The sequence below is a fragment of the Rhodoferax sp. GW822-FHT04A08 genome (assembly GCF_058801025.1).
Genome location: NZ_JBXAMW010000019.1, coordinates 39,033 through 64,195, shown reverse-complemented (window position 1 = coordinate 64,195; position 25,163 = coordinate 39,033). Strand labels below are relative to the sequence as shown.

The 25,163-nt window shown below is 57.5% G+C and carries 26 protein-coding genes and 1 tRNA gene; 16 read left to right on the top strand and 11 right to left on the bottom strand.

Annotation, left to right across the window (positions count from 1 at the left end):
* Positions 1 to 61 precede the first annotated feature (61 nt).
* A complete protein-coding gene (locus AC1RMF_RS23655; protein ID WP_493144767.1) occupies positions 62 to 1,192 on the bottom strand; it encodes a helix-turn-helix domain-containing protein in 1,131 nt (376 codons plus the stop codon).
* Between the two features lie 218 nt (positions 1,193 to 1,410).
* On the opposite strand from AC1RMF_RS23655, the gene AC1RMF_RS23650 reads away from it, so the two are divergent.
* From AC1RMF_RS23650 to AC1RMF_RS23630, 5 genes are all read left to right on the top strand, one after another.
* Complete coding sequence (locus AC1RMF_RS23650; RefSeq protein ID WP_342618607.1) at positions 1,411 to 1,887, top strand: 4Fe-4S dicluster domain-containing protein; 477 nt, start codon at positions 1,411 to 1,413, stop codon at positions 1,885 to 1,887.
* Positions 1,888 to 1,898: 11 nt separating this feature from the next.
* A complete protein-coding gene (locus tag AC1RMF_RS23645; RefSeq protein ID WP_493144765.1) occupies positions 1,899 to 3,746 on the top strand; it encodes an aldehyde ferredoxin oxidoreductase family protein in 1,848 nt (615 codons plus the stop codon).
* Positions 3,747 to 3,849: 103 nt separating this feature from the next.
* Complete coding sequence (locus tag AC1RMF_RS23640) at positions 3,850 to 5,145, top strand: NAD(P)/FAD-dependent oxidoreductase (protein WP_493144763.1); 1,296 nt, start codon at positions 3,850 to 3,852, stop codon at positions 5,143 to 5,145.
* Between the two features lie 11 nt (positions 5,146 to 5,156).
* On the top strand, positions 5,157 to 5,411 hold the full coding sequence (gene thiS / locus AC1RMF_RS23635) for a sulfur carrier protein ThiS (RefSeq protein WP_342618604.1): 255 nt from the start codon (positions 5,157 to 5,159) through the stop codon (positions 5,409 to 5,411).
* Between the two features lie 11 nt (positions 5,412 to 5,422).
* Positions 5,423 to 5,722 carry a hypothetical protein gene (locus AC1RMF_RS23630; RefSeq protein ID WP_493144761.1) on the top strand — a complete coding sequence of 100 codons (300 nt, stop codon included), beginning with the start codon at positions 5,423 to 5,425 and terminating at the stop codon, positions 5,720 to 5,722.
* Here the strand turns inward: AC1RMF_RS23630 and AC1RMF_RS23625 are convergent.
* On the bottom strand, positions 5,719 to 6,834 hold the full coding sequence (locus AC1RMF_RS23625; protein ID WP_342618602.1) for a substrate-binding domain-containing protein: 1,116 nt from the start codon (positions 6,832 to 6,834) through the stop codon (positions 5,719 to 5,721). The genes AC1RMF_RS23630 and AC1RMF_RS23625 overlap by 4 nt on opposite strands.
* Before the next feature lie 50 nt (positions 6,835 to 6,884).
* Here AC1RMF_RS23625 and AC1RMF_RS23620 point away from each other — a divergent pair, with 50 nt between their 5' ends.
* The 3 genes from AC1RMF_RS23620 to AC1RMF_RS23610 are packed head-to-tail and all read left to right on the top strand — an operon-like array spanning position 6,885 to position 9,177.
* Positions 6,885 to 7,625 (top strand): ABC transporter permease, encoded by a 741-nt coding sequence (locus tag AC1RMF_RS23620; RefSeq protein WP_493144759.1) that lies wholly within the window; start codon positions 6,885 to 6,887, stop codon positions 7,623 to 7,625.
* On the top strand, positions 7,625 to 8,341 hold the full coding sequence (locus AC1RMF_RS23615) for an ABC transporter ATP-binding protein (protein WP_493144757.1): 717 nt from the start codon (positions 7,625 to 7,627) through the stop codon (positions 8,339 to 8,341). Before AC1RMF_RS23620 ends, AC1RMF_RS23615 begins: the two co-directional genes overlap by 1 nt.
* A 41-nt stretch (positions 8,342 to 8,382) precedes the next feature.
* A complete protein-coding gene (locus tag AC1RMF_RS23610) occupies positions 8,383 to 9,177 on the top strand; it encodes an ABC transporter substrate-binding protein (protein ID WP_342621187.1) in 795 nt (264 codons plus the stop codon).
* A 13-nt stretch (positions 9,178 to 9,190) separates the two neighbouring features.
* Here AC1RMF_RS23610 and AC1RMF_RS23605 read toward each other — a convergent pair whose 3' ends face one another.
* The 3 genes from AC1RMF_RS23605 to radC form a co-directional block, all read right to left on the bottom strand.
* Entirely contained in the window at positions 9,191 to 10,666 is a 1,476-nt protein-coding gene (locus tag AC1RMF_RS23605) for a putative bifunctional diguanylate cyclase/phosphodiesterase (RefSeq protein WP_493144755.1), read from the bottom strand.
* A gap of 119 nt (positions 10,667 to 10,785) precedes the next feature.
* Complete coding sequence (locus AC1RMF_RS23600; protein WP_342618598.1) at positions 10,786 to 11,448, bottom strand: Smr/MutS family protein; 663 nt, start codon at positions 11,446 to 11,448, stop codon at positions 10,786 to 10,788.
* The gene (gene radC, locus AC1RMF_RS23595) at positions 11,445 to 12,155 is read right to left on the bottom strand and encodes a RadC family protein (RefSeq protein ID WP_342618597.1); all 711 of its coding nucleotides are present in this window, start codon (positions 12,153 to 12,155) and stop codon (positions 11,445 to 11,447) included. The genes AC1RMF_RS23600 and radC overlap by 4 nt, the downstream gene beginning before the upstream one ends.
* A 44-nt stretch (positions 12,156 to 12,199) precedes the next feature.
* Here radC and AC1RMF_RS23590 point away from each other — a divergent pair, with 44 nt between their 5' ends.
* From AC1RMF_RS23590 to AC1RMF_RS23575, 4 genes are all read left to right on the top strand, one after another.
* Complete coding sequence (locus AC1RMF_RS23590; protein ID WP_342618596.1) at positions 12,200 to 12,652, top strand: FKBP-type peptidyl-prolyl cis-trans isomerase; 453 nt, start codon at positions 12,200 to 12,202, stop codon at positions 12,650 to 12,652.
* The gene (ispH, locus tag AC1RMF_RS23585) at positions 12,649 to 13,584 is read left to right on the top strand and encodes a 4-hydroxy-3-methylbut-2-enyl diphosphate reductase (RefSeq protein WP_493144751.1); all 936 of its coding nucleotides are present in this window, start codon (positions 12,649 to 12,651) and stop codon (positions 13,582 to 13,584) included. The genes AC1RMF_RS23590 and ispH overlap by 4 nt, the downstream gene beginning before the upstream one ends.
* A gap of 9 nt (positions 13,585 to 13,593) precedes the next feature.
* The gene (gene serS / locus AC1RMF_RS23580) at positions 13,594 to 14,910 is read left to right on the top strand and encodes a serine--tRNA ligase (RefSeq protein ID WP_493144749.1); all 1,317 of its coding nucleotides are present in this window, start codon (positions 13,594 to 13,596) and stop codon (positions 14,908 to 14,910) included.
* Between the two features lie 53 nt (positions 14,911 to 14,963).
* Positions 14,964 to 15,053 (top strand) — tRNA-Ser (locus AC1RMF_RS23575).
* 86 nt (positions 15,054 to 15,139) lie between these two features.
* Here the strand turns inward: AC1RMF_RS23575 and AC1RMF_RS23570 are convergent.
* Complete coding sequence (locus AC1RMF_RS23570) at positions 15,140 to 16,000, bottom strand: hypothetical protein (protein WP_493144747.1); 861 nt, start codon at positions 15,998 to 16,000, stop codon at positions 15,140 to 15,142.
* Positions 16,001 to 16,853: 853 nt separating this feature from the next.
* Between AC1RMF_RS23570 and AC1RMF_RS23565 the strand changes: the two genes are divergently transcribed.
* From AC1RMF_RS23565 to AC1RMF_RS23555, 3 genes are all read left to right on the top strand, one after another.
* Positions 16,854 to 17,273: a helix-turn-helix transcriptional regulator gene (locus AC1RMF_RS23565; RefSeq protein WP_493144745.1), complete on the top strand. Its 420-nt coding sequence runs from the start codon at positions 16,854 to 16,856 to the stop codon at positions 17,271 to 17,273.
* 53 nt (positions 17,274 to 17,326) lie between these two features.
* Positions 17,327 to 18,847 carry a YfjI family protein gene (locus tag AC1RMF_RS23560; protein WP_493144743.1) on the top strand — a complete coding sequence of 507 codons (1,521 nt, stop codon included), beginning with the start codon at positions 17,327 to 17,329 and terminating at the stop codon, positions 18,845 to 18,847.
* Positions 18,848 to 19,661: 814 nt separating this feature from the next.
* Positions 19,662 to 20,378, top strand: a complete 717-nt coding sequence (locus tag AC1RMF_RS23555; RefSeq protein ID WP_493144741.1) for a YagK/YfjJ domain-containing protein — start codon at positions 19,662 to 19,664, stop codon at positions 20,376 to 20,378.
* 504 nt (positions 20,379 to 20,882) lie between these two features.
* On the opposite strand, the gene AC1RMF_RS23550 is transcribed toward AC1RMF_RS23555, so the two are convergent.
* The 4 genes from AC1RMF_RS23550 to AC1RMF_RS23535 all read right to left on the bottom strand — a co-directional run bounded on the left by AC1RMF_RS23550 (position 20,883) and on the right by AC1RMF_RS23535 (position 23,782).
* The gene (locus AC1RMF_RS23550) at positions 20,883 to 21,752 is read right to left on the bottom strand and encodes a DNA adenine methylase (RefSeq protein ID WP_493144739.1); all 870 of its coding nucleotides are present in this window, start codon (positions 21,750 to 21,752) and stop codon (positions 20,883 to 20,885) included.
* A gap of 28 nt (positions 21,753 to 21,780) precedes the next feature.
* A complete protein-coding gene (locus tag AC1RMF_RS23545; protein ID WP_493144737.1) occupies positions 21,781 to 22,581 on the bottom strand; it encodes a hypothetical protein in 801 nt (266 codons plus the stop codon).
* Positions 22,505 to 23,443, bottom strand: a complete 939-nt coding sequence (locus AC1RMF_RS23540; protein WP_493144735.1) for an AAA family ATPase — start codon at positions 23,441 to 23,443, stop codon at positions 22,505 to 22,507. Before AC1RMF_RS23540 ends, AC1RMF_RS23545 begins: the two co-directional genes overlap by 77 nt.
* Positions 23,444 to 23,554: 111 nt before the next feature.
* A complete protein-coding gene (locus AC1RMF_RS23535) occupies positions 23,555 to 23,782 on the bottom strand; it encodes a hypothetical protein (RefSeq protein WP_493144733.1) in 228 nt (75 codons plus the stop codon).
* Between the two features lie 405 nt (positions 23,783 to 24,187).
* Here AC1RMF_RS23535 and AC1RMF_RS23530 point away from each other — a divergent pair, with 405 nt between their 5' ends.
* Positions 24,188 to 24,439 (top strand): hypothetical protein, encoded by a 252-nt coding sequence (locus AC1RMF_RS23530; protein WP_493144732.1) that lies wholly within the window; start codon positions 24,188 to 24,190, stop codon positions 24,437 to 24,439.
* Here AC1RMF_RS23530 and AC1RMF_RS23525 read toward each other — a convergent pair.
* Entirely contained in the window at positions 24,429 to 25,148 is a 720-nt protein-coding gene (locus AC1RMF_RS23525) for a hypothetical protein (protein ID WP_493144731.1), read from the bottom strand. The two genes, AC1RMF_RS23530 and AC1RMF_RS23525, sit on opposite strands and share 11 nt — an antisense overlap.
* Positions 25,149 to 25,163: the final 15 nt, after the last annotated feature.

Genomic DNA, 25,163 nt, shown 5'->3' with positions numbered 1-25,163 from the left:
TTAATTCAGCAAGAGCAATATTTGCGCCTGCATCTTTTGTCACTGAGCAATCGCTTGGCCTCTAAGACTTGGGTTGGCGCCCCAGTTTGCGGTACACGGTGGCACGGCTGATGCCCAGGGTCTGGGCCGCCTTGGCCACATTGCCCTTGGCTTGCTCGACAGCGCGACGAATCATGGCTGTCTCCATGTCTTTCAGCCCTCTGCCCGTGCCTTGGCCTAAGCCTGCGTCGTAGTGCGGGGGCAGGTTCTCATGGGCGGCCAGGACTGCCGAGGCTTGCAACCGCAATCCCGTCCACAGCGGAATCTCCAGCATGGCCTGGCTGCGTTTGGCAGCATCAAACACCATCTGCAGGGGCAGGCCAAACACTTCTTCGGCGTGCACGGGTTTGAGTTGCCCCGTGCCCAGGCCTGAAACCATCTGGCGCGCCACGGCATTGGCTCCGGTGATCCAGCCGTCGGCATCCAGGCAGACGATGCCGTCGGCATCGTTGCCCAATGTATTGCCAGGCCAATTCAGACGCAGCATCACGCTGTGCGTATGTGCCAGCACCATGGCGTTGCTGATCTTCCCGGCAACCTGCGTCACCAAGTGGCAGAGTTCAGGGCGCTCCACCGCATCGATGCCGGTCAGGTCCAGCATGCCGATGCAACTTCCGTTGGCGCCAAATACCGGCGCACCGGCGCAACTGTAGACAGACGTGTTGGAAAAGAAATGTTCCCCGCGATGCAGCCAGACTGGCTGTTGCTCGGACAGTGCAGTGCCGATGGCCGTGGTGCCCACGCGTTGTTCAGACAAATCGGTGCCTATGCGGGTGATCAGGTCGGCGCGTCGGTCACTGCGGTCAATCGGACCATTCACATCCACTACCACTCCATGCTGGTTGGTCAGGATGGCAAAGTAACCGGTGTTGACAATGGCTCTGCCCAGCTTCTCGAGCAGAGGTCTGGCGGTTTGCACCAGACGTGCATTGCCCTCAGCGGTATGACGTGCCGTGGCGCTGCTGATGACATCAAATTCCGCACAGGCGTGAGGTTGCAGCCCCTGTTGCAGACAGCGCTGCCAGGAGCGCTCCACCCACGGTGCTACCAGCGGCGCGTCGCAGCGCTCGCCCACCAGCAACGCGCGACGCGCTTGCGCAATCGCGTCCAGTCGATTGCGTTGGGTGGTGTCAGTGTGGGCGGGCGTGCTCATGGTGGATTCGGGCGGGACAGGTGTAGTGCGAAGACAGAGTGCAGGCGGCGTGGGCGAGGTGTTGCAAATTGAGAATATTGAACATTTGCCAATCCTGACTAGGGTTATCCCTAGAGCTTACAAGGTCTGCTGCTCCAACAATGCATAGGCAAATCATTTCATAGGCACGGATGTGCATAGGTTACACCAGGCCTGCAGATTAAACATAGGAGAAACGCATGCAAAAGTTGTTGCATATCAACGCTGACAAGTGCACCGGGTGCCTGCAGTGCGAGATGGCCTGTTCCTACGAGAACTACGGCACCTTCGCCACGGCCAAGTCCCGCATCAAGGTTTTCAATTTCCACGAAACCGGCAAGAAGGTTCCCTACACCTGCACCCAATGCGACGAAGCGTGGTGCCTGCATGCCTGCCCGGTAGAGGCCATTACTGTGGACAAGGTCACCGGTGCCAAGGTGGTCAACGAGGCCACCTGTGTGGGGTGCAAGGTATGCACCATTGCCTGCCCCTTCGGCACCATCAACTATGTGGAAGAGACCGGCAAGGTGCAGAAGTGCGACCTGTGCGGTGGCGACCCCGCTTGCGCATCGGCCTGCCCGACCGGAGCCATCACGTTCATTGACGCCAACTGGACCGGACTCTCCAAGATGGAGCAATGGGCCAACAAGCTGGGCAACCAGCCTTCTGCATCTTAAGGAGCACCATCATGTCTTGGGCAGGAAAAATTCTCCGCGTTGATTTGACCGCGGGCACCGTCACATCCGAACCCCTCAACATGGAGTGGGCACGTGCCTACATCGGCTCGCGCGGGCTGGGCACCAAGTACCTGTGCGAAGAGGTCGACGCCACCGTGGATCCACTCTCGCCAGCCAACAAGATCATCTGGGCCACCGGCCCCTTGACCGGCACCATGGCCTCCACCGGTGGCCGTTACACCGTCATCACCAAGAGCCCGCTGACCGGCGCCATCGCCTGCTCCAACTCCGGTGGCTACTGGGGTGCGGAGTTCAAGATGGCAGGCTGGGACATGGTCATCTTCGAAGGCAAGAGCGCCAAGCCGGTGTATCTCTATGTCAACGACGACTTGGCCGAGCTGCGCGACGCCTCGCACCTGTGGGGCAAGAGCGTGTGGGAAACCGAAGAGACGCTCAAGAAGAGCCTGCAGGATCCGCTGACACGCGTGTCCAGCATTGGCAAGTCCGGCGAAAACGGCGTGCTATACGCCGCCGTGGTGAATGACCTGCACCGTGCGGCCGGCCGCTCAGGCGTGGGCACCGTCATGGGCAGCAAGAACCTCAAGGCCATCGCTGTGCGCGGCACCAAGGGCGTGGGCAATATCCACAACCCAGCTGCCTTCATGCAAGCCGTCAAGGACAAGAAAAAAATCCTGGCCGAGAACGGCGTCACCGGACAGGGCCTGCCGGCCTACGGCACACAGGTGCTCATGAACGTGATCAACGAAGTCGGCGGCCTGCCTACGCGCAACCACCGCGCCAGCCAGTTCGAAGGTGCCAAGGACATTTCCGCCGAAGCCATGGCCACACCGCGCGCCACCGATGGCAAGAAGCATCTGGTGACCAACCAGGCCTGCTTCGGTTGCACCATTGCCTGCGGACGCATCAGCAAGATGGACCAAGGCCACTTCACCGTGGCCACCAAACCGCAATACTGGGGCGCATCGGGCGGCTTGGAATACGAAGCGGCCTGGGCCCTGGGTGCTGCCAACGGCGTGAAGGATCTGGAAGCCCTGCAATACGCCAACATGATCTGCAACGAAGAGGGCATTGACCCCATCAGCTTCGGCACTACCGTGGGTGCGGTGATGGAGTTGTACGAAATGGGTGTGCTGACCAAGGAGCAGATCGGCATTGAGGCCAACTTCGGCTCTGCGCAGGCCCTGGCCTTTCTGGTGGACGAGACCGTGCATGGTCGCGGCTTCGGCAAGGAAATCGGCCAAGGCTCCAAGCGTCTGTGCGCCAAGTACGGTCACCCCGACCTGTCCATGAGCAGCAAGGGCCAGGAGTTCCCCGCATACGACGGCCGCGCCATCCAGGGCATCGGCCTGGCCTACGCCACTTCCAACCGTGGCGGCTGCCACCTGCGTGGCTACACCATCGCGTCCGAAGTGTTGGGTATTCCCGTCAAGACCGATCCGCTGGAGCATGAAGGCAAGCCTGAACTGGTGAAGGCGTTCCAGGATGCAACCGCTGCGTTTGACTCTTCCGGTCTGTGCATCTTCACCACCTTCGCTTGGGGACTGGCCGATCTGGCGCCGCAACTGCAGGGCGCATGCGGTGACGAATTCGACACCGAAGCACTGGCCCACATCGGCGAGCGCATCTGGAACATGGAGCGCGAGTTCAACAACCGCGCCGGTTTCACCGCCAAGGACGACAGCCTGCCCAAGCGCCTGCTGACCGAGGCCGTGACCACCGGCCCGGCCAAGGGCAAGGTCAACATGCTGGCTGAAATGATGCCCAAGTACTACGCTGCGCGCGGTTGGGATGCTGAAGGCCGTCCGACCGCCGAAACCCGCAAGCGCCTGGGCCTGTAGGCCACCGGTAAACCTCAGGTGCAGCACATCAACCGGTGCGCACAGTGAGGTGCATGGAAGGCGGTCTTGATCGGGCCGCCTTTTCTTTTTTGGAGCAAACACCATGACCCACCATTTGATTCTCGGCGCCGGCCCTGCCGGTGTCATTGCGGCCGAGACCATCCGCAAACAAGCACCGCAGGACGCCATCACCATCGTGGGTGATGAGCGTGAATCGGCCTATTCGCGCATGGCCATCCCGTACTTGCTGATCGGCAAGGTGGATGAGAGTGGCACCTTTCTGCGCAAGAGCCCAACGCATTTTTTCGACCAGAACATCCAGGTCATCCAGGCCAAGGCAACTTCCGTCGACGCTGCGGGAAAAAGTGTGGAGCTGGACAATGGCCAGCGTCTGGCGTTCGACACCCTGCTGATCGCCACCGGTTCGCATCCGATACGTCCACCCATCGCAGGCATTGATTCCGAGGGAGTGCACACCTGCTGGACGCTGGAGGATGCCCGCAAGATCGCGGAGCTGGCCACCAAGGGCGCTCGAGTGCTGCAATTGGGTGCGGGCTTCATCGGCTGCATCATCATGGAGGCGCTGGCCGCACGGGGCGTGCAGCTCAACGTGGTGGAAATGGGAGACCGCATGGTGCCGCGCATGATGGGCCCCACCGCGGGCGGCATGATCCGCGAGTGGTGTGAAGCCAAGGGCGTGCAGGTATTTACCAGCACCAAAGTGGAGTCGATCACGGCCGGCAAGCCCTTGCAGGTCAAGTTGTCCAACGGCAAGACGGTAGAGGCCGATCTGGTCATCAGCGCCGCCGGTGTGCGGCCCGCGATTGGGTACCTGGAGAATTCCGGTGTGACCTGTCTGCTGGGCGTGCTCACCGACGAGCATCTGCAGACCAATGTGCCCGGCATTTTTGCTGCAGGCGATTGCGCCGAAGCGTTCGACAAGGTCAGCGGCAAGATGATCGTGAGCGCCATCCAGCCCAACGCCGCGGAGCAGGCGCGCATTGCCGCCATGAATATGGTCAGCCATGCACGCGGTACGCCACTGGCCGCGGAGTTGCAGGGTGTCACGCAAATCAATGTGCTCGACACGCTGGGTCTGATCTCCACCAGCTTTGGCGACTGGCAAGGTCGCCCCGGCGGTGAGCATGTGGAGCTGACCGATCTGCCCAATGGCCGTCACCTGAGCTTGCAATTCAAGGACGATGTGCTGGTGGGCTGCAATTCGGTTGGATGGACCAGCCACGTGGGCGCAATGCGTGGACTGGTGGAAGGCCAGGTCAAGCTGGGTGCCTGGAAAGAAGTACTCAAGGCCGATCCGACCCGGCTGATGGAAGCCTATCTTGGCGCCGCGCAGGGGCAGCAGGACTGGTCCGGTCCGAACGACACACGCAGACGCTAGCATTGGCATTCATGAAAATCACTTTCAAGCTGTTCGCCTCGCTTACCGACTTTCTGCCGCAGCAGGTGCGCACCAGCAACCAGATGGATCTGCAAGTGCCGGATGGCGCCACCATATTGCAGGTCATAGAACCATTCGGCCTGCCCGAGAAGATGGTGCATTTGGTGCTCATCAACGGCAAGTACATCGCGCCGCAGGACCGGGCCACCCATGCTCTGCAGCCCGATGACGTGCTGGCCATCTGGCCGCCTATTGCGGGTGGGTGAACGCAGCACCCATGCAAGCTTCTTACGACGAGCGCTTTGAGCGCGATATGGCCTGCACCGAGGAGGACTGGTTGCGCTGGCTACCCGAAGCCTTGGGCGACCATCATTGGAAGCGCCAGGATCGCACGGTGGGCGTGCGCATCGGGGATGGTGCACTGGGGCTCAAATGGGAGGTGGCCGAGCCGCGCGTGATTGCCCAGGTGAGCATGCCGCGGCTGATCGTGCGTTTCCGCTTTGCCGGCATCGACGACGGCACGCGCAACGCCTTCATGAAGCGTTTTGATCTCTACATGCAAAGAGGCGGTGGTTAGCCCGGTGTCTTGCTGCCAAAGGTCCACCACGGCAGCACCTTGCGCAAGGATTGCACCTCGCCGCTATGCCAGGCGCGGTAGCCCGGCAAGGTCGACAGCCGCGCTTGCCATGCCTCGCTCTGCAGCAGGACCATCAGGGCCTGTATAGCCGGGTCATCCAGCGCAGACTTGAGACACACCAGGTGGTAGTTTTCTTCCAGCAAAGGCACAAAGCCCAGTCCGTGTGCCCGGGCGGCCACTTCGATGCCCAGTCCGACATCCGCCATGCCCGAAGCAATGGCGTGTGCCACTGCGACATGCGAAGGTTCGGTGTGTGCGTACCCGGGAAATTGCGTCGCATCCAGCGACGACTGACGCAGCAATTCGTCCAGTACCACGCGCGTTCCCGTGCCCAGCGGACGGTTGATAAAGCGTGCATTGCGCTCTTGCACATCCTGCAGGCTGTTGAGCTGCAAGGGGTTGCCTGCGGCCACCATCAACCCCTGAGTGCGGGTGGCAAAGCCGATGATCTTGTGCAGTCCGGGTTTGAGCAAGGGCTTGTAGATCTTTTCGGCCACAGACCCCGGCACCGGGTTCTGCACGGTATGGAAACCTGCCATCACGCAGCGCCCTTCGTTGAGCGCCCGAATGGCATCCACACTGCCGCTGAAACGGATGTCCAGGTGCACGCGCGCAGGCGAGGTCGACTCGCCATCGCCCAGGGCAAATTCACGCAAGGTGCCCAGCGCATCGTCATGGCTGGCATACAGCATGGCGACGTGCGCCTGCGGGTCGAAGGCGATGGCAAAGGCCCGCTCCAGCTCGCTTCGCAAGGCTTCGATCTGCGGCGCCAGGCGCGCCTGCGCCTGACCTTCGGCCCACATCAGCTTGGAGCCGAATTCGGTGAGTCGGGCCGATTGGCCTTTTTCCCAGATCAGCAATTCGCTGCCCAACTCCTGTTCCCAACGCTTGAGCTCGCCCCACACATGGCGGTAGCTCAGACCCAGCGCGCGTGCGCCGGCCGAAATGGAGCCATGCGTGGAAACCGCCTGCAGCAAATCGATCAACGGGTTGCGCACTTGTGCGGGACTGCCGGTACGCGAGAGGGTGTAGTGGAACTGGATCCTATGCACAGCGTTTCATATGGTTGGTATTTGGGTGAGCGACTACGATACCTGAAGTTATGACGAGCTTTACCGATAGTGCCGCAACGGCGCTGCATCTGATTTTTTCCCTGGACCCCAATCTTCTGGCCATCGTGGCGCGCTCGCTCTGGGTGAGCGCCTGCGCGACCGCCATCGCCTGTGCGCTGGGGCTGGTGCTGGGCGCCTTGATAGGCGTGAGCCGCTTCCGCGGACGCCAGATGCTGCTGGCGCTGCTGAACACGTTTCTGGCCGTACCTTCGGTGGTCGTGGGTCTGGTGGTGTATCTGTTGCTGTCTCGCAGCGGGCCTCTGGGATTTCTGGGGTGGCTGTTTTCCTTCAAGGCCATGGTGCTGGCCCAGGGCTTGTTGGTGTTGCCCGTGGTGACGGCGCTCACGCGCCAAGTGGTGGAGGATGCGGAAGGTCTGCATGGTGAACAACTGCAGTCGCTGGGCGCGCGCTCCCTGTTGCGCAGCGTGCTGCTGGCTTGGGATGAGCGCTACGCGCTGCTGACCGTGTTGCTGGCTGCCTTTGGCCGGGCCATCTCGGAAGTGGGCGCGGTCATGATCGTGGGCGGCAACATTGACGGATTCACCCGCGTGATGACCACAGCCATTGCGCTGGAAACCAGCAAGGGCGATTTGCCACTGGCCCTGGGGCTGGGAATCGTCTTGCTGGCCGTAGTGCTGTTGCTGAACGTGCTGGTGTCCTCCTTGCGCAAGTGGCGCGAGCAGGAAGAGGGCGTTTCCAATGCGCTGGCTCCCATGGGGTTGGGTCTGTGATGCCGGTCGTCTCCCTGCAACAGGTGAATGTGCGGTTTGGCAAAGGTGCACGCGTGCTGCATGCCTTGCGGGACATCACGCTGAAAATCGCGCCCGGCGAGCGGGTGGCCCTGATCGGCGCCAATGGCTGCGGAAAAAGCACCCTGCTGCGCGTGTTGCACGGCCTGATCGCGCCCAGCACGGGCCAATTCGCACGCAACGAATCGCTGCGCCATGCCATGGTGTTCCAGCGACCTTATCTGATGCGCATGTCGGCACTGAGCAATGTGGCGCTGGGACTCTGGCTGCGTGGCCAGAACTGGGCGCAAGCCCGGCACTCGGCAGTATCTGCGCTACAGCAGGTGGGCATGGCAGAGCACGCGCTGCGTGCGGCACACCGACTCTCGGGCGGACAGCAGCAGCGGGTGGCCCTGGCGCGCGCCTGGGCCATGCAGCCCCATGTGCTGATGCTGGATGAGCCCACTTCCAGTCTGGACCCCCATGCCAAGCGGGAGGTGGAGGCGCTGATCCAGCAGTTCTCTGTTGCTGACCCCACCATGACACTGGCTTTTGCCAGCCACAACCTGGGTCAGGTCAAGCGCCTGGCCACACGTGTGCTGTACCTGGAGCAAGGCCGCCTGCTGGTGGACTTGCCGGTACACGAATTTTTTGACTCCGGAGTGCTGCAGCAGCAGTTTCCCCATGCCCATGCTTTTGTAAAAGGAGAACTCGTTTGAAAAACCTCGTCCACACATCCCAAGTCCTGCCACGTCGACTGTTGCTCTCGGCCCTGATCGGTTGCGCTGTCCTGGCCACACAGGCATACGCACAGCAAGCCTCCATCGTGATGGCATCCACCACCTCTACCGAGCAATCGGGCTTGTTCCCCTTCCTGTTGCCCGAGTTCAAGAAGGCTACCGGTGTGGACGTCAAGGTGGTAGCCGTGGGTACGGGGCAGGCCATCGACATGGGGCGCCGCGGCGATGCGGACGTGCTGTTCGTGCATGACCAGGTGGCCGAAGAAAAAGTGGTGGCTGAGGGTTATGCCGTCAAGCGCTTTCCCGTGATGTACAACGACTTTGTGCTTATCGGGCCGGCGGCTGATCCGGCAAAGACAAAGGGCAAGGACATTGGCGATGCGCTGCGCAAGATTGCAGCGGGCAACGCCAGCTTCATTTCGCGCGGTGACAAGAGCGGCACCCATGCTGCTGAGCTGCGTTTCTGGAAGGCACTGGGCGATGGCGCATCCAAGGGCAGCGGTTACAAGGAGTGCGGCTGCGGCATGGGGCCCGCGCTCAACATGGCCGCCAGCACCGGCTCCTATGTGCTGGCCGATCGCGGCACCTGGCTGAGTTTCAAGAACCGTGCGGACTTGGCCATTCTGGTGGAGGGTGACAAGGCACTGTTCAACCAATACGGCGTCATGGTGGTCAATCCGGCCAAGTTCCCGCACGTGAAGGCCGCGGATGCGCAGAAGTTTGTCGACTGGGTGACCTCACCGGCTGGTCAGACGGTGATTGCTTCCTACAAGATCGAGGGCCAGCAGCTTTTCTTCCCCAACGCCAATCGTTAGTTGGCACGCAATCTCACTGCTTGAGTGAGCCCAGATTGGTGACGAAGTTGGTGGCGTAGAGCGAATCACGGAACTCGGCATTCTCTTCAGAATGCCGGTTCATGGCCATTTGTTGCAGCTCATCTGCACGGATGGGCATGGAGAACAGGAATCCCTGCAACTCGTCGCACCCCATCTGCACCAGGACGTCGCACTGACCGCGCGTTTCCACACCTTCCGCGATGACCTTGAGATTGAGTGCCCGTGCCATGTCGATGACCGACTTGGCGATGGAGCGGGCCTCTTCGCTTTCCTCCAGATCGGTCACGAATGCGCGATCGATCTTGAGTTCGGCAGCAGGCAGGCGCCGCAGCGATCCCAAGCTGGAATAGCCGGTGCCAAAGTCGTCGATGGATACGTGAAATCCGGCCTTGCGCATTTTTTCGAAAGTGAGCTTGGTCGCCTGCGTGTCTTCCATGGCCACGGTCTCGGTGATCTCGCAGGTGAAGTTGTTGGGCCGCACGCCATAGCGCTGCAACACGGACTCAATGTGCTCCACCAGATCGTCCTGGCGCATCTGGTAGCCCGAGATGTTGACGGCAACGCGCATGCGCAGGCCACTCTCCAGCCAGACGGCCAGCGTTCTGCAGGCTTCTTCGATCACCCAGTTGCCGATGGGGCCCATCAGACCGTACTTTTCGGCCAGCGGGATGAACACGACCGGGCTCACAAATCCACGCGTTGGATGGTGCCAACGCAGCAACGCTTCCGCCGCCGTGACCTGCAGGCTCTTGGCATCTATCTTGGGTTGAAAGTAGAGGTCAAACTGGTTGGCCTCTACCGCCAGTCGCAGTTCGTTGACCAGTACGGCTTCGTCGCGGGCCTGCACTGCCATCTTGGGGTCGTAGAGGCAGTAATCCCCGCCGCCGCTGTTTTTGAGGCTGCGCATGGCCAACGTGGCGTTGCTCAGGATCTTCGCGCGCGCGCCATGCTCGGGATAGATGGCCACGCCTATGGAGCCGGTGGAGTGCGCCCTGTTGTCACCCAACTCGTAGGGCTGCGCCAGCGCAACCTTGATGCGGTCCGCCAGGTCCGTGCCCACGGTGGCACCACCACTGACAAGAATGAAGAACTGCCCGGCAGTGCCCTTGCAGACCTTGCCGCTGGTTCCGGCGCAAAGGTCCAGGCGCTGCGCCGTGAGCTTCAGAACCTCCAGACTCTGATCTTCTCCATACCCGTCTTCAATCAAGGCGAAATTATCCAGTGACACGGCAAGCACGGCGAAGGAAGATCCATCCCGGTCGGCGCGTCGTGTTGCTTCATCGAGCACTTTTTCAAAGGCTTCGAGAGTCAATGCCCCGGTAAGCGTGTCCAGATCGTGTTTGACCGAAAGCTCGACCAGCGCCCGGTCGCGGGCGGATGTGGCTTCTAGCCGTTTCTTGCGCTCCAGCCAGTACAGCCAGGAGAGCAGGGCGGCAACGCCCAAGCTAACGAACTGCCATGTATCCATGGAAATTCGCTCAACAAGACAACGTTTGGATCGATTGGACCGCCTGCATTTGCTCTTTCCCAGAGTATGAGTTTGATTGGAATCACTTCAATCCTTATTGGCATTATGTTTGAAAGTGATCAAAACTGAAAATGCATGGAGCCAGCACGCACCGGCTGCAACAGCACCAGCAAAGCGCCGGTGCCGCCCTGCGCCGGTGGTGCTTGCACAAAGGCAACCACCTCCGACTTCTGGACCAGCCAGCGCCGCACCTTGTCTTTGAGCACGGGAGCTTTGCCGGGCGAACCCAGGCCCTTGCCATGGATGACCCGAATGCAGCGGATGCCCTGGCGATGCGACTCCCGGATGAAGGAGGACAAGGTCTCACGCGCCTCTTCACTGCGCAGCCCGTGCAGGTCGATTTGCCGCTGGATGGACCATTTGCCCTTGCGCAGCTTCTGCGTCACGTCGGTGCCCACACCGGGCCGACGAAAGCTCAGGTGGTCATCGGTATCGAGCAGGCTGGTGATGTCGACTTCGTCGCTGATGGCTTCCTGCAGCGCGGCTGCGTCATCGAGTTGCTGTTGCTTGGGGATAGGCAGGGGAGGTGCTGGTCTGAGGTTGGCCAGGCGTGGCTCTGGCAGCCGCGCCACTTTGCCCACGGCGGCCTGGAACAGATTGCTTTGCGCCGCATGCCGCTTGGCCTCCAGTGCACGCCTTGCAGCTTCTGCGGCGGCGTGCTGGGCCTGGGCCTCGATTTCTTTCTTGACCGCCTTCAGATCGGCCAGGGAGTTGAATTTCACAGCAGCCCCTGTTCTGCCATGGACAGCGCCTGCCCAGGCGCCACGATGATGTGGTCCAGCACCCGCACATCCAGCAATGCCAAGGCCGCACGCAAGTTCTGCGTGAGGGAGATGTCGGCGGCCGACGGCTGCACCGCACCGCTGGGGTGGTTGTGGGCCAGCACCACTGCGGCAGCGTGGTGGTGCAGGGCGCGCAGTGCCACTTCCCTGGGGTAGACGCTGGTCTGCGTCAGCGTTCCGCGAAACAGTTCTTCAGTGGCCACCAGTTTGTTCTGGGCATCCAGAAAGCACACGGTAAACACCTCGTGCGTGCGCCGGGCCAAATGCAGCTGCAGGTACTGTTTGACGGCAGCCGGGTCGGCCAGCACGGTGCGCTCCTGCAGGCGCTGGGCAACCGCGCGCCGCGCCAGCTCCAGCACGGCCAACAGTTCCGCGCGCTTGGCGGGGCCCAGACCCTTGACCTTCTTGAGGTCATCCGGTGTGGCATGCAGCAGACCGGCGATGCCGCCAAATCCGCCGGATGGTTGCTGTGTGTCGCCGTTGCCCCGTATGCGCAGCAATTCGTCCGCCATCTGCAGCACGCCCTTGCCGGCGATGCCGGTGCGCAGCAGCAGGGCCAACAGCTCCGCGTCGCTAAGGGCCGAAGGGCCGCGCGCCAGCAGCTTTTCACGCGGGCGGGCTTCTGCAGGAAGGTCTTTGACGGACATGGAGGGCGGCTTTCTACAATAGAGGCCAGTTTATCGGGACTTTTATGACCACAGCGCTTCCCCGCGTTCAAGCGGGCTCCTTCCTCACCTTGCACTACCGCCTGTCGGGCCCGGCTGGGGACATCATCAATACCTTCGATGGAAAACCGGCCACGCTCAGTCTGGGCACGGGTGAGCTTTCACCTGCCGTGGAGGAGCGCCTCATCGGACTGGAGGAGGGCACCCGCACTACGTTTGAGCTGCCTGAAGGCGCGGCCTTTGGCCCGCGCAACCCCGACATGCAGCAGTGGCTGGCGCGCAAGGTCTTGAGCGACATGGGCGACCCCCACGAGACCTACACGGTGGGTGACGTGGTGGAGTTCCCTACGCCGGATGGCCGGGGCAAGTTTGCCGGTGTGGTGCTGCAGGTCAAGGATGCATCGGTGCTGTTCGATTTCAACCACCCCCTGGCGGGGCAGCCGGTGACCTTTGAGGTTCAACTGATCGGAGTGCTATGACACAGGAGATTCTTCTGGCCGAGCCGCGCGGTTTCTGCGCTGGCGTGGACCGCGCCATCGAGATTGTGGAAAAGGCGCTGACCAAATTTGGCGCACCTATTTACGTGCGCCACGAGATCGTGCACAACACCTATGTGGTGAACGATCTCAAGCAAAAAGGCGCCATTTTCATCGAGGAGCTGTCCGACGTTCCGCCGGGTTCCACCCTGGTGTTTTCCGCCCATGGCGTGAGCCGGGCTGTGCATGAAGAGGCGGCAGCACGTGGCTTTCAGATCTTTGACGCCACCTGCCCACTGGTGACCAAGGTCCATGTGGAAGTCGCCAAGCTGCACAAGGAAGGCTTTGAGTTCATCATGATCGGCCACAAGGGTCACCCGGAGGTGGAGGGCACCATGGGCCAGCTCGACAGCGGCATCCATCTGGTGGAGGACGTGGAAGACGTGGCGCACGTCAACCCGTCCCAGACCGAAAAGCTGGCGGTGGTGACGCAAACCACCTTGAGTGTGGACGATGCGGCCGAGATTGCCGCTGCGGTCAAGGCGCGCTTCCCCAAGGTGCGCGAACCCAAGCACCAGGACATTTGCTACGCCACGCAAAACCGGCAGGACGCTGTCAAGATGATGAGCCCGCAGGTGGATTTGGTGATCGTGGTGGGCAGCCCCACCAGCTCCAACAGCAACCGCCTGCGCGAAGTGGCCCGCAAGCTGGGTACACAGAGCTACATGGTGGACAGCGCCGATGAGTTGCAACCCGAGTGGTTTGAAGGCGCCCAGCGCGTCGGGCTGACTGCGGGCGCATCGGCTCCCGAGATTCTGGTCAAGGCGGTGATAGACCGCATCAAATCGCTGGGCGCGGTGTCCGTTCGCAAAATGAATGGCATCGAAGAAACCGTCAAGTTCCCGCTGCCCAAGGGCCTGCGCCTGGACACGTAAAATCAGACCATGCTGGACATCACACAACTCCGTAAAGACCTCGACACCGTCGTGGCACGCCTTGCCACCCGCAAGTCCCCGCAAACCTTTCTGGATGTAGACGCGTTTCGCACCCTGGAAGCCGAGCGCAAGACCATCCAGATGCGCACCGAAGAGCTGCAAAGCAAGCGCAACACCCTGAGCAAGCAGATCGGCATGCTCAAGGCCAAGGGCACGCCCGCCGAGGTGGATGCTGTCATGGCCGAAGTCGCCGGCATCAAGACCGAACTGGAAACCTCTGCCACGCGCCTGGACCAGATCCAGACCGAGATGCAGACCCTGCTGTTGGCCGTGCCCAATCTGCCGCACGAGAGCGTGCCCGTGGGTAGCGACGAGCATGGCAATGTGGTGGTGCGCAGCTGGGGCGCTCCGCGCAACTTTGACTTCGCCATCAAGGACCATGTGGATCTGGGCGAACCCCTGGGCCTGGACTTCGAGATGGGCGTCAAGCTCACCGGTTCACGCTTTACCGTGATGAAAGGGCAGATTGCCCGCCTGCACCGCGCACTGGCCCAGTTCATGTTGGACGTGCAAACCACCGAGCACGGCTACACCGAGTGCTACACACCCTACATCGTCAACGGCGAGACCCTGCGCGGCACCGGCCAGCTGCCCAAGTTTGAAGGCGATCTGTTTGCGGCCAAGAAAGGCGGACAAGAGGGCGAAGAGCAACCCGACAACACCGCGCTCTACCTCATCCCCACCAGCGAAGTCACCATGACCAACTTCGTGCGTGACGTGGTGGTGGCCGAGAGCGAATTGCCCATCAAGCTCACCGCCCACACACCGTGCTTCCGCTCCGAAGCGGGCAGCGCTGGCCGTGACACCCGCGGCCTGATCCGTCAGCACCAGTTCGACAAGGTCGAGATGGTGCAGATCGTGCACCCCGACAAGAGCTACGAAGCATTGGAAGAAATGACCGGCCACGCCGAAGCCATTCTGCAAAAGTTGGGCCTGCCCTACCGCGTCATGAGCCTGTGCACCGGCGACATGGGCTTTGGCGCTGCCAAGACCTATGACCTGGAAGTGTGGCTGCCCGCGCAGAACACCTACCGCGAAATCAGCTCCGTCTCCAATTGCGAAGCCTTCCAGTCCCGCCGCCTGCAGGCACGCTACAAGAACGCGCAAGGCAAGAACGAGCTGGTCCACACCCTCAACGGCTCCGGCCTGGCCGTAGGCCGCACCCTGGTTGCCGTGCTGGAGAACTACCAGAATGCCGACGGCTCCATCACCGTTCCCGAGGCACTGCGCCCCTTCATGGGCGGCCTGGAGCGCATAGGCGCATAACCCCTGCGCCACGCTGGTAGAATCCCGGCTTCGTCCAGTCGAAGCGGTTTTCAGGAGAAGTGGCAGAGTGGTCGAATGTACTTGACTCGAAATCAAGCGTAGGGGCGACCCTACCGTGGGTTCGAATCCCACCTTCTCCGCCAGTGAATTAAAAAAAGTCCTTGTAAATCAAGGACTTTTTTTTGGCATAAAAATCAAACTATCAAAACAACTATCAATTCATCGAACGCTAGCCGCTCATGGGTTGGCAGGGGATGTTACTCACATTGCGGCATACGTGGCACGCAAGACCAAGCTTTTGTACCACGTACTTGCAATGTTGCGCCAATTGGCGATCACCCGTTACAAAGTAATCGCAGTAGCCCAGTGCCACCAATGCGTGCTGCAGATCGGCTGCATCAGCAGGTTCCGGTTTGAAAGAGTCACGAACACGCAATTTCGACATTGCATCCTCAACAGCCAGCGCCGGAGAGGTAGACAAGAGCTTGTTGCGGTTTTCCATGAGGTAGTCGAGCTGAGGTCTGTCTGCACCTGCCGGCAGCGATAGGGCCAAATACTCCCGGTCAACAATGCTATCAAGCAACGCTTCAGCACCATCGCGATAAGCGCGACGACCGATCAATATCGCCTCGGGTGTTTGCTTTGCGGAACTGTCGATAGTCTTCAAGAATTCCGGGTGGGCACGCAGCAATGCAACTGAAGTCGTAAAGGTTTCGTCGGGCCTACCTTCTTCGCCATAGGTGCCCCACATCGCGGCAACGGTCTGGTTCAATGCTGAAAAGCTCCGATTGCGTACCGGGCCCACTTTGTCGAAGATGGGTTGCAAGAATCGATCAACCTCTTGTCTCTTTACCTTCGTGGAATCGCTGAGCCACAGCGGGTTCAAGGATTCGACAAACGCGCAGCACTGGTCGATATGTTGCTGATTGTTGGAGCGAGCCAGCTCATACATGTTCCAGGCGGACAGCACAAAACGGTGACCCACCGCCTGCAGCTCGCTCACCCTCTGGCGAACTCCAGGTGCATTGGCGGCTGCGGGGATGCCTGCAATGATGGCGATCACGTTGTGATCCAGATAAATTGTGGCCATGTGACACCCTTTCGAAACACACACGGACAAACATACTTTACTTGCCCCTCAGCAGAGAAATTCAAACAGGTCTACGTTTGCTTTGTGCATTCATTCTTACTGACGAAGATGTTAGCCCTGCTGCCCAAAGCTCCTTGATCTGAAGCACTTCAGTCCCCGCCTTTATCCTGCCCGACCATTCAACGTCAAGTTGGATGGCCTGGGCTTTATGCTGCTCAATTGAAATAGTGGGCAAGGGATGCGGACATTCACGATTGCCACAATGCCGTTGATTTTTCGGTTTGCTTGACCTCGGTGCGCAACATCTTGCGCTGATGCTGTTTCTAGCGTGCTGAGCCACTTGAAAGAAGGTTCGTTCAGGAGCTTGTGTGGTTCACACGAGACACTTTGCCGCTTGCGAAAACAATCGACTACAATTCCACTGCGCGGATCACTGCGCACCGGTCTTGAAAAAGACTGGAACTCGGCGGACTTCGTTCTGCGCCCGATCAGAAATGATGAGGACAAACGAGCGCTCTTTCTTGCTGTGAAGGGACGCCCCTTCACCCGGCCCAGTATTTTGCTGGGCCGTATCACACGGCTTGTCGGACACATAGTCCGACGCGGAGTTTTTTCCGAACGCCACCTGCTGCTCTTCGGAGCCCAACGCTGCGCACACTGCGCCGGCCACTGATCTTTGATCGGTCGCCCAACACACATTAGGCCATATTGGCCGCCTACGACTATCGCGCACTGGAACAGTTCGCGGTCCTGGAAGTCGAATTTCTTCATTCGATTGTTTCCAGAGGCTTGAACGCGCCAATTTGTTGGCACTGGTGCATGGGGAATTTGGCTTGAAAATTTGGAGATTGATATGAAGGATAGAAGTCTTGCGTATATGGAGTCGTCATTGCAGTTATTGGCTGGAGAGGCAATATCAGCAGAAAGACCACGCAGTTCAACGAACTCGTGTGCGCACCCAACAGAACTATCTAACTCGCAGTTGGCGACTGTAAAGGTAGAGCGCCTTCCTGATGTTTGCAAGCGCATTGGGCGATCACGATCGCATCTCTACAGCACTTTGCAGGTGGGCGGAAAATATTACGATCCTGACTTTCCCAAACCTGTGAAATTGGGTCCGTCCGGCGTCGCCGTTGGCTGGATCTCAACCGAGGTCGACTCCTGGATAGAACGACAAATTGCAAGACGTGATGGCAAGTTGAAGGACAACGGTCAACCACGCCGCAGTGGACAAGGCTCCCAATTCAATACGACCGAAGGGGGCGCAGCATGACGAGGTGGGAATCGAGGTGGAATCGTCACAAGCAGCCCGCGCGTCTGCCCACCATGCTGGATCAAATGGCAAATGATCCTGGTGGCCGTGACTTCAATGTGTGCTCTTTGTTGCCGCCATTGATGGCATCGACGCTGCAAGAACTCGACAGGCATTATCAGTCGCCGACTGCTATGAACTTGTCAATCCTACTTGCGTCCTGCTCAGTGCCAGTGCAAAACTGCTTCGTCGTGAAGCGTGCGCAAACGTCCAGTTCGCCCACTGGCCTCTCATGCATCGCCATTGCAGAGCCCAGCGAGCGCAAATCCGCTGTGACGGCGGCATGTACGAGAGTGTTCGACGAGTTCACTCAGAAACAATCAGAAAATGCTGAATTGCTTAAGCATGAGCACAAAGCCGCCATGCAAATTCATGCCACGAAGGTCAAGCTTCTCGAGCGACAAATGAACAAGGCAATTGCCAATGATGCCGATACTCATGAGTTGCAAAGACAGTATGCCGAGTTGCTGGGAAGTGTGCCGAAGCTTGCCAAACCACGGCGGCTCACAATCAGCACAGCAACTTTTGAAAAAACCCTTGAAGTCTTGCATGAACAAAACGGTGCAATTGCGTGGCTTATTGGAGAGGGGGGCACGTTTTTCAATTCGTCAATGGCTCGTAATGCGGCGACCATTGCAGATGCCTGGTCTGGTAATCAGATTCACCATGAGACTAAAACGGCTGGCAATTTTGATATTCCAAAACCTAAGATTGCAATGCTGATTGCGGTTCAGGAAGAAGTGCTGAAGAAATTCCTGAAGTCTTCTGGATCTAGTTGGTTTTCAACTGGGCTGATGTCGCGGTTTCTGGTTTGCCACCCCCGGACAACTAGGGGGACTCGGATTGAATATCCCGGCCTTGAAAGCAAGCTGGACATTTCGAAATATGAGAATAGGATGAGAGAATTGCTTGTAGACTGTACTCCAGAGCGAGTCAAAAATCCCACGGAATTGACGTTTGATCGAGAAGCACAAATATTATTGACTCATTATTCAAATCAGATTGAAGAGCAGATTGGGCAAAACGGTGTATTCGAAGATGTTGCAGGTGCTGCAGGCAAGACGGTAGAAAATGCCGCCCGAATTGCTGCCGTCTTCCACGTTTTTGAGGGATGTGCTGGCAATATTTCATTCGATACTACTCAAAGAGCTATTGCTGTCAGTCGTATTTATTTGGAGGAGTACAAACGGATTTTGGGTGAAGTTCCTAAGCAGGACAAAGTTGTCAAAGCTGCGTACTCAATTATGGATAAAGTTTTCGACTGGCAGTGCAAAACTCCACTTGTTCCCTGCAAGCGAACCTATGTTGCACAGTATGGATGCCCGGAAGTTCGTGACAAGGAGATAAGAGAAGAGGCATTGGCATTACTCATGCATCATCAGGTTATTTGTCAAGTTTTTGTACCGGGCGATGTAACTAAATACATTGGTCTTACATTAAGTGGCCGTAACTTGGCAAGCAATATACGGTATATGCCAAACTTCGATCGATCGCGGTTTCCACCACCGGACCCGCGATTCGACAGCTGTTACTGATCACATGCACATTGATTGTGCGACATCAAATGTCAATCTTTTAGAAGCGTCTTAGCCCGCCGGACTCCACCTTTTACCTTGGTGGGGTCTGGAGGTCGGTAGCCCCAAAGCATGGAAAAACGGAGGGTCTACCCCTGCTATAGTTGCTATTAGCAGAAATAGCAACACCTCAGGTCTCCGAACTGAAGGCACCTTAGCCTGTCAAGGTCCGTTGAATGCCAGTTGGTATGTCTTATCAACCAAAGGCGGTGCATCACCTTATTGCCCTGTGATTGCATAATTCTGTAAAGATCGTTTCATTAAAATCTGTCAATTTCATGCTGATTTGCTATGAAATTCAGGCATAAATTCATTTAATGAATGATGGGTGAATATTGGTTAAGGGTATTCTATACTAGTAGATACACATTCTAGTATTCAAGCATCTATTCACATCGCAATGGATTATTGAGTCCAATTGCCTTCTATAGACACTCCTGCTTCTACATTCATTCAATACATTCAAAGCTTATACCATCGTCAGGATGGTAATCACCATTGCTCTCACTCCCATTCAATGCAATGCAATGTGGATTATTCAATGATCCACTACATCTGTGTTATCTCTCTACGTAGAACTTCACTGGAATTGAAGTTCTACGTAGAGACTGAATTCCCTGCTCTTTGAACAACTGAATATGCCCTATGGGTGTATATGTTGATTGACCATTCAAACAGGAATGGTCAACACGCATGATAAAAAATATCAAGTTGACTGATGGTTTGCAATGAAGCAATGCATTGCAGTTTCATCCATTCAACAAGGACTTTTATCATGACCTTTCAATACAATGCCGACTACTTTGAAGACTACCCATTCGATCTGACAGTCTACGACTATCGAACAGCAGATCACTTGATCTGTAGAGCTAGACGCAATCTCATAGACCTGATTCATCTCATTAATATCCTGTTTCAACACTATTCCAAGATATTGGTAGTACGAGTTGATTTGGGTTATCAGAAGTCCATATCAGACAGCATTAGTCTGGAAGAAATTCAGATGCATCGTGATCATTTGCTACTGAATAGGAGACGGTTTCCTCACGCCTTCAAGGGCATGATCGGCTATGCATGGGGGCTGGAATACGGTGAGGATGGTGGTGGTTACCACATCCATCTATTGGCGCTGTATAACGGTGCTAAGCGACTTGAGGATGTCGGTGTAGGGCTGGCCATTGGTGAGGCCTGGAAAACGGTTACCAATCAAACTGGACGTTGTTATGTCAGTAACTTCGATAAGGACAGGATGGCAATGCAGGGAGAGCTGGGTATTGGCATGATTCACCGTGACAACGTGTACCTGCGTATTAACCTGGTTGAAAGAGTAGCGGCGTACATCACAAAGAAGTGCGCAGCTTTCAATGTCCAATCTGACAGAACGCAATCAGGGGACTTTCGCACCTTTGGCAGGAGCTGGATGCCTAAGGCCATTGATCCGAATGCGCCACGCAGGGGGCGTCCACCAGTCTCTCGGAATCGAGATGTTTAATGAACTCCCATTCGGAGTGAAGGGAACTTGAATAAGTACCTATTGCTTGATGCTGCAACTGGACGTGGGGAGCGTCAATGCCAGCTCCCCATTCCAAGCCAAGGTGGGTGACCATTCCAACTCGATGTTGGGGTCACCCGAGGCGCAGGGGCCATGCGACAGCTTCCGTTGCACGACTGCCATTTAACACCTAACATGCCGCATGAGGCTGATCTGAGTCATCCGCGGTCAGACAGGCTGCACGCCCGCAGCGACCAACACCCGACATTCAGCGGTGGCAGTTTGAACGACGGCTGACCATCCAACACCTGACACTGACTCAGTGCGAAATTCGAGCGGTGGTCAACGACCGACTGCACGGGGTTCTAACAGGCACTGCAGACCAATAGCGTTATTTCGCCCGTAAGATGCCACGGTCAGCGCTTGCCGGTAATGATGCACTGATGTGCTACCGCTTAGTCTGCGCCTAAGCTTTTATCGAAGCTCCTTCACTTCGCTTCAATGTCAAGCGGCAATTTTTTCAATCACTCGCAATGGAGCTCGAATACGTTTGCTAAAAAACATCACCTCCGACCCGGTGTAGCGCCGTTGAGCCGTGTAGTTCAGGCCATACGCATACGGTGTAGCATACGCGTACATTTCCTTGATCTCGTCCGCGTTGTCATAGGACACGACCCAAGGCCGCCTAAAGCGATCGCTTCCTAGCAGTTTTGCAATTCGGACATGGTCTTCATGCTTGTAGAAGTTGCGATAGAGCCCCGCCCCTTTGACGTAGTACGGCGGGTCCAGGTACACCAGCGACTTGGCAGGCAGAAACTGATGGCACCGCAACAGGAGTTGATGCGCGTCTTCTTCGTAGACATGGATGCCATCCGCATGGGCTCCAATTCGCTCCAAGCGCGAGCAAAGCTCGTCGCGCATGAACCGCGCATTGATCTTGTAGTCGCCTGCCTGCGCTTTTCCTCCGATCACGCCACCCTTAAGAATGCCGGACCGATTGGTCCTGTTCATGAATAGCGTGGCGAACCCGCGCTCCAAATCAGAGCCCGGCACATTCCTAAGCATCACGCCCCGCCAATGATGCCAAGCATCCATGTCGATGGGCTCCGACGCGACCATCGCCACCAAGTGATCGGACTGCTCCGTTGCGGCTCGCCAGAAATCGGCGATTGCCGGGTCGGCATCGTTGATGTGAACATGCTCAACGACACCATCCATCAGCAGCGACAAAGCGACACCCGCACCGCCGGCGTACGGCTCAAGGTAGTGGCCACCCGTGAGGTCGTTGTCCGCAATCACCCCGGCGATCAAGGGCGCAAAGCGAGCCTTGCCTCCTGGGTAGCGCAGTGGGGTGTATAGCTTGTTTGAGTACATAAAAGCGGACGGCTACTCCGAGCTTACCTCATGAACTTTTCGCCAAACGGGCAACCGTGCGGGCCAGCGCATTTTCAAATTCAGTTTCAAAGGCCTTCACTTCTGCTTTGTAGACATCGGCCCATCCTTCGATGACCTTCCATTTTTTCAACTTGGTCCAGTTCTTCCGCCACCACTTCTTCGCGCTGTCGCGCTTTGTGCTTTCGCCAGCTCCATCTTCGAAAAAGGTGGCATGAACTCGGTCGCTGGTTGGGTTTGTGATGTTGAGATTGAGCAATGCGCCGTGCAAGGCCCCATCGTCCGCGGCTGAAATGTCCTTCAAAAATTTCTTGATGGTGTTTTCAAACGACCTTGCGGTCCCTGCCGCCCCCGCAACGCAAGGCATCTTCACAGCGTTTCCCCGAGCGGCAGCATCTGCTGGAATGGTCGTGTCAGCATCAACCATCAACACCCGATCCAAGAAAAGCGGGTCTTTGGCCGGGAACCCGAGCAGGTTCGAGCCACCGACTCCCAGCGGTATCCAACTGATCCGAACGCCATACTTTTTGGCAAGCGCCGCCTTCTTTGCCGTCGAAATCAGGCAAGAACAAAACTCGGCAGCTTCGTCGTCTTCAAAATAGACCCCAATCGTTGGCTTCACCTTCTTGGCTGGCTTTGCGTCGTCGGGAATCAAGGCCATGTCATTGAGAATCGCTCGTAGCGACTGGTCATTGGCGATGCGGGGATGCCTTGTATCGAGCAAATAGACCACGCTATCTGGAGCATTTGCATTGCCATCGCCATCGGGATGAACCGCCTCGATCAGCCATTGGCGAATGGGTGGTTGCAATGATTTGCAGTTCAAGACGTTTGGCGCATGTCTTCAAAGACTTGACGAGCCGCTCAATGGCATGCGGGTGAAAGCCAACATCCATTTCGTCGACAACCAGCAATCCTCCTGGATAGCCGTCGCCCATTTCTCGCTTCAACTTGTTGAACGAGGCCAGCGCGGTGGCAATGCTGCCCAGACTGTCTTGGCCCATGGAGACCGCGAACGGGCCATGCTTTTCGTAGCCAGGTTGTGCCGACTTCTTTCGCGCGCCCTTGATGGATTGGTGATTCACGTCGTTGGTCAGCTCCGCGCCGAGTATCACGGCGCTGACGAACTCCCGCATCAGGGCGCTGTCATCTGCATGCATAGCCAACTTGACGCTACTCACGTCCTTCTCTTCGGCCTCTCCCGCAGAAGCAAGGCGCTTCATTCCAAGGTAAATCGTCGGCAACGGAATCTTCGCGTCTTGACCAACGGTATCGCCTTCTGCCTTGTCCACCGTACGTGGAACAACCCTCGCCCTCTGCCACTCCGTGCGCTGGGTCATTGAGCATCGCTTCTTGACATCCACACCGCCGACGCTAGCGACTACAACAGGCGCGGAAGCCGTGTCCTTCTGAGCTTCAGCCACCTCGTCCAAAGCCAAGAAGACAATTTGCTCAATGTTCGCGTAAAACGGATCGCCCAAGTAAGTTTTCGGCCCTCCGCGCTCAGTTAGGCCAAAGGTGTTGGCCACCAATCCCAATATGGTCGACTTTCCGATGCCGTTGTGTCCGGCGATAAGAGTCAGCCTGTCCGCGAACTGGATGTCGAATCTGCCGAGCTTGCGAAACGGTGGTTTACCGAACGTCAGCGATTTGACTTTGACTTTGCCTGCCATGGAATCTCCCCGCATCTTCTGAATCGAATTTTTTCTCAACTCGCATGCCATCTTATCGAAGATGTGGGGGCTACCGAACTAGACGGGGGATGCTTTGAATAGGATGAAATTTTAATTCTTTAGATTTGCCCGATTGGATGGTGCCGCCTTGCCCTTGGGCGTATCGGCCGTCACCAGGTGGCTGAACTTGATGACGAAGGGGTCTTGCGCCAGAGCGGCAGAGCCTATCAGCGTAAAGGCCACTGAGGTGCAGGCTGCAAGGCAACGAAGCACCTTGCGGGCCAATCCCGTCTCTACCACTACGGACGACGAGCCTTGGTCATGGTGCTGTGCTTTCATGTGCTGCCTTCCCTATATGTGCCTGAAGTCTATGCGGCGCAAATCAGGCCTTGAAGTGTAGTCATCTACACATGTGGATTTCCACTATCCGCCCGCCTTCAAGCCATTTCTAGGCAAGCAGCGTGGCTCCGTACGGTTGAAAGGCAACCCTTGAACTGCTTCACAAAACCTACGACCGCAGCACATCGGATTGCGGACATTTAGCACGGTCAATATCGCAAGAGGCAACATCAGCTTAGGATGCCCAACCAAGTGAAGGTCAAACTAGAGTCAATGACTGCAACCGCTGCATTTCTGCCGTTTGCCCAAAGTCCATTGTTCCTATGTGGCACTGCCGTTTTGGATGCTGGATTCGCGCATGCCTGCTTCGGATTCAGTTCGGTCGTGTGAACAGGAGACTAAAGCATGACGACCAAAAGCAGCACGTTCCAGATGATCGCGACCGCTGAATTTGAGGCGGAAACCTTGAAACAAATCTGTCTTGGGCCAAAAAATAACCGCTGGGCTGCTGCCAATGAACGGAGCCCTTTCGGGCACTCGTTCACTGGCAACACCAGAAGAACATCCTTGGCACAGCACTTCAATTCACACCTGACAATGTCAATCCGGTTGATTGGATTGCAATGCTCCATAGAGCTTGTGCAGGCTACAGATTAAACCCACACCGTACAGCCGCCTCGTTGTAGGTTGCAAAATCGATGATGGCATCCTGCCCGCGTTCCTTTCGGATCGCTTCCACCCTGGCATCGGTACACGCTTCCACCTTGGGGTCCTTGATTTCCACAAACCCTTCTGAAATCGCTTTCTCCGCTGCAGCAGACAGCTTGCCCGGTTGCGCTTGGGCAGTTTCCGGTGCCGGTGTTGTTGCTGGCGCTGGTGCAGATGGGCTTATGGCCTGTGCTGCGCCAGCATTGCCATTGGCAGTTGCCTGACCGGAGCTGTTTGGATTGAAGTTCGCCGGTGCATTGGTGCCAGTGTTCTGCGGGTACTGATAGGGGACAGGGTTCTTCAAATACGGAATCAACATCCCACCGCAGGCAGCGCCCACGACGATCAGACCAATGACCTGCGGGCCAATACGCCAAAATATCTTGATCCACAGCAAGCTGAAGAAGCCACCGGTGGTCCACACCGCAGTAGGGCGCACAAAGTTGCAAAGCGCATTGCCAATCAGCGCTCCAATCGTCCCGCCAATGGCTGTGACGATGAAGCAAAGCACCGCTGAAAAAAATCCAAAGTTGTACTTCGGATTCACAAACATCGCATAGGCCGCCAGCGCCGCAAACGCCATGGCGGCTATGCCCCAAACAATCACAGTGGCCTTTGGGTTCTGGTCTTGTTGTTGTGTGACGTCTATGTCTTCCATTTCGAATAGTCCTTC